The organism is Pseudomonas sp. EGD-AK9 (genome assembly GCF_000465935.2).
In the GTDB taxonomy this organism is placed as follows: Bacteria; Pseudomonadota; Gammaproteobacteria; order Pseudomonadales; family Pseudomonadaceae; genus Aquipseudomonas.
On record NZ_AVOF01000336.1, the window covers coordinates 1 to 3,416 of the forward strand.

Sequence of the window (3,416 nt, forward strand, 5' to 3'; positions counted from 1 at the left end):
GCCGGACCGCTGCGCGAGCCGGCCGAGCGCCTCGATGAGGTGGATGCCGTGCTGTTCAACGGCGCCGAGGCCGATCGCGCCGACGGCTACGCCTTCCGCCTGCAGCCGACCGCCCTGGTCAACCTGACCAGCGGCGAGCGCGTGCCCCTGGATCATTTCCCCGCCGGCCAGGCCGTGCATGCGGTAGCCGGCATCGGCAACCCGCAGCGTTTCTTCGCCACCCTCGAAGCGCTAAACTGGCGACCGGTTCCGCACCCTTTCGCCGACCATGCCCAGTACGACGCCGCGCAGCTCCGCTTCGAGCCGCCGCTGCCCGTGCTGATGACCGAGAAGGATGCGGTGAAATGCCGGGCCTTCGCCGCCGCCGACTGGTGGTACCTGGCCGTCGATGCCGTGCCCACGCCGGCCTTCGTCGCCTGGTTGGACAAGGAGTTGGCCCGCCTCATACCGGGGTCTTCATGACCCCATCAAGGACTCCGCCATGGACCCTAAACTGCTCGATATCCTCGCCTGCCCGATCTGCAAGGGCCCGCTGCAGCTCTCCGAAGACAAGACCGAACTGATCAGCAAGGGCGCCGGCGTGGCCTACCCGATTCGCGACGGCATCCCGGTGATGCTGGAAAGCGAGGCGCGCACCCTCAGCACCGACGAGCGCCTGGACAAGTAAATGAGCGCAGCCTTTACCGTCGTCATTCCCGCCCGTTACGCCTCCACCCGCCTGCCCGGCAAGCCGCTGCAGGACATCGCCGGCAAGCCCATGGTGCAGCACGTCTGGGAGCAGGCGAAGAAGAGTTCCGCCGCCCGTGTGGTGGTGGCCACCGACGATGCGCGCATCGTCGAGGCCTGCCAGGCCTTCGGCGCCGAGGTGCTGCTGACCCGCGAGGATCACAACTCCGGCACCGACCGCCTGGCCGAGGTCGCCAGCCAGCTCGGCCTGGCCGACGATGCCATAGTGGTCAACGTGCAGGGCGACGAGCCGCTGATCCCGCCGGCGATCATCGACCAGGTGGCGGCCAACCTGGCGGCCAATCCGCAGGCCGCTATCGCCACCCTGGCCGAGCCCATCGAGGACGTCCAGGCGTTGTTCAACCCCAATGTGGTCAAGGTGGTCGCCGACAAGAATGGCCTGGCCCTGACCTTCAGCCGCGCGCCGCTGGCCTGGGCGCGCGACGCCTTCGCCCAGAGTCGCGACGTACTGCCACAAGGCGTGCCCTATCGTCGTCATATCGGCATCTACGCCTACCGCGCCGGCTTCCTCCACGACTTCGTCGCCTGGGGCCCGTGCTGGCTGGAAGACACCGAGTGCCTGGAACAGCTGCGCGCGCTGTACCACGGCGTGCGCATCCATGTCGCCGATGCCCTCGAAGCGCCGGCCGCCGGCGTGGACACCGCCGAAGACCTGGAGCGGGTGCGCCGCCTGTTGGGGGCCTGATGAAAGTCCTGTTCGTCTGCCTGGGCAATATCTGCCGTTCGCCCACGGCCGAAGGCGTCTTGCGCCACAAGCTGCGTGCCGCCGGCCTGGAGGATCGGGTGCAGGTGGATTCCGCCGGTACCGGCGACTGGCATGTCGGCAAGGCGCCCGACAGCCGCACCCGCATCGCCGCGCAGCGCCGTGGCTATGACCTGTCGGCGCTGCGCGCGCGGCAGGTCGAGGCGGCCGATTTTCAGCGCTTCGACCTGATCCTGGCCATGGACCAGAGCAATCTGCGCAATCTGCAGGCGCTGCGTCCGGCAGGTGCCCAGGCGGATCTGGATCTCTATCTGCGTCGCTATGAGCTGGCCCTGGACGAAGTGCCTGATCCTTATTACGGCGGCGAAGACGGCTTCGAGCGGGTGCTGGACCTGATCGAGCAGGCCAGCGAGGCATTGCTGACCGAGATCAGGGGGCGCCTGTGAGCCTGCATCTGCAGAGCGAGGTTTCGCTCAAGGCCTTCAACAGCTTCGGCGTCGAGGTAGGCGCCCGACTGTTTGCCCAAGCCCATAACGACGACGAAGTGCGCGAAGCGCTGCGTCTGGCTGAGTCACATGACCTGCCGCTGCTGGTGATCGGTGGCGGCAGCAACCTGCTGCTGACCCGCGATGTCGAGGCGCTGGTGCTGCGCATGGCCAGTCGCGGCATTCGCATCCTCGAAGACGACGGCGAACGGGTGCTGGTGGAGGCCGAAGCCGGCGAACCCTGGCATCCCTTCGTGCTGTGGAGCCTGGAACAGGGGCTTAACGGTCTGGAGAACCTCAGCCTGATCCCCGGCACCGTCGGCGCCGCGCCGATGCAGAACATCGGCGCCTATGGCGTCGAGCTCAAGGACCTGTTCGTCGGCCTCACCGCGCTGGATCGGCAGGGCGGCGAGCTGCGCGACTTCAGCCTGGACGAATGCGCCTTCGCCTACCGCGACAGCCTGTTCAAGCGCGAGGCGGGGCGCTGGCTGATCCTGCGCGTGCGCTTGCAGCTGAGCCGTGTGGCGGCGCTGCGCCTGGACTATGGCCCGGTGCGCCAGCGCCTGGCCGCGATGGGCATCGAGGCGCCGACCGCCAGCGATGTGAGCCGGGCAATCTGCGCCATCCGCAGCGAGAAACTGCCGGATCCGGCCGAGCTGGGCAATGCCGGCAGCTTCTTCAAGAACCCGCTGGTGTCGAACGCGGTCGCCGAGCGCATTCGCGCCGAGCATGCCGATCTGGTCGGCTATCCGGCGGGCGAGGGGCTGCTGAAGCTGGCCGCCGGCTGGCTGATCGAGCGGGCAGGGTGGAAGGGCTTTCGCGACGGCGATGCCGGGGTGCACCGCCTGCAGGCGCTGGTCCTGGTCAACTATGGCCAGGCCAGCGGTGAGCAACTGCTGGCCCTGGCGCGGCGTATCCAGGCGGATATTCAGGCACGCTTCGGCGTCGAGCTGGAAATCGAACCCAACGTGCTCTGAGCGCCAGGTTCGAGCGCATTCGCGGGTACCACTGCATGGATGCAGGAGGTAGGGCGAAGCAGGATGCCAGAGCCGAAAGCCGCTCCCACAGGAACTGCACGGCTCTCGTAGGAGCGACTTCAGCCGCGAACGTGCAAAGTCCAAGGCGCTTTTCGCTCAGACATAAAAAAGGGGATGCCTAGGCATCCCCTTTTTCATTGCGAGCCGAGCATCAAACCTGCGGCTTGACCTCTTCCTTCTCGCTTTCCACTTCGCTCTCGGCGTTCGGCTGTTCGTCGGTCGCTTCGCTCGGCTGTTGAACGGCTTCGCTCGGCTCGACCACTACCTGCTCGCTGGCAACCGGGGCGCTTTCGACGCTTTGCTCGGTCGCAACGGCCGGCTGAGCTTCGACCGGAGCGGCCTCGGCTTCGGCGGCAACGCTTTGCTCGGCCGGAGCAGCGGCGGCGGCGGCTTCGCGGGCCAGGCGCTCGGCTTCGCGCTGACGACGGCGCACTTCGCGCGGAT

The 3,416-nt window shown here is 67.6% G+C and carries 6 protein-coding genes; 5 read left to right on the forward strand and 1 reads right to left on the reverse strand.

What is annotated here, in order from left to right:
• The 5 genes from N878_RS15425 to murB form a co-directional block, all read left to right on the forward strand.
• Positions 1 to 462, forward strand: a 462-nt coding sequence (locus N878_RS15425) for a tetraacyldisaccharide 4'-kinase (RefSeq protein WP_021444517.1), incomplete at its 5' end; no start/stop codon positions are given.
• Between the two features lie 19 nt (positions 463 to 481).
• A complete protein-coding gene (locus N878_RS15430; protein WP_021444518.1) occupies positions 482 to 667 on the forward strand; it encodes a Trm112 family protein in 186 nt (61 codons plus the stop codon).
• Positions 668 to 1,432: a 3-deoxy-manno-octulosonate cytidylyltransferase gene (kdsB, locus tag N878_RS15435; RefSeq protein WP_021444519.1), complete on the forward strand. Its 765-nt coding sequence runs from the start codon at positions 668 to 670 to the stop codon at positions 1,430 to 1,432.
• Positions 1,432 to 1,896: a low molecular weight protein-tyrosine-phosphatase gene (locus N878_RS15440; protein WP_021444520.1), complete on the forward strand. Its 465-nt coding sequence runs from the start codon at positions 1,432 to 1,434 to the stop codon at positions 1,894 to 1,896. The genes kdsB and N878_RS15440 overlap by 1 nt, the downstream gene beginning before the upstream one ends.
• Complete coding sequence (gene murB, locus N878_RS15445; RefSeq protein WP_021444521.1) at positions 1,893 to 2,912, forward strand: UDP-N-acetylmuramate dehydrogenase; 1,020 nt, start codon at positions 1,893 to 1,895, stop codon at positions 2,910 to 2,912. Before N878_RS15440 ends, murB begins: the two co-directional genes overlap by 4 nt.
• A 211-nt stretch (positions 2,913 to 3,123) precedes the next feature.
• Here the strand turns inward: murB and N878_RS29010 are convergent.
• Positions 3,124 to 3,416: hypothetical protein (locus N878_RS29010; protein ID WP_021444522.1), on the reverse strand; the 293-nt coding region annotated here is incomplete at its 5' end.

Coding starts and splice junctions, on each gene's coding strand:
- N878_RS15440 (WP_021444520.1), top strand. CDS start 1,432: ATGAAAGTCCTGTTCGTCTGCCTGGGCAATATCTGCCGTTCGCCCACG.
- N878_RS15430 (WP_021444518.1), top strand. CDS start 482: ATGGACCCTAAACTGCTCGATATCCTCGCCTGCCCGATCTGCAAGGGC.
- kdsB (WP_021444519.1), top strand. CDS start 668: ATGAGCGCAGCCTTTACCGTCGTCATTCCCGCCCGTTACGCCTCCACC.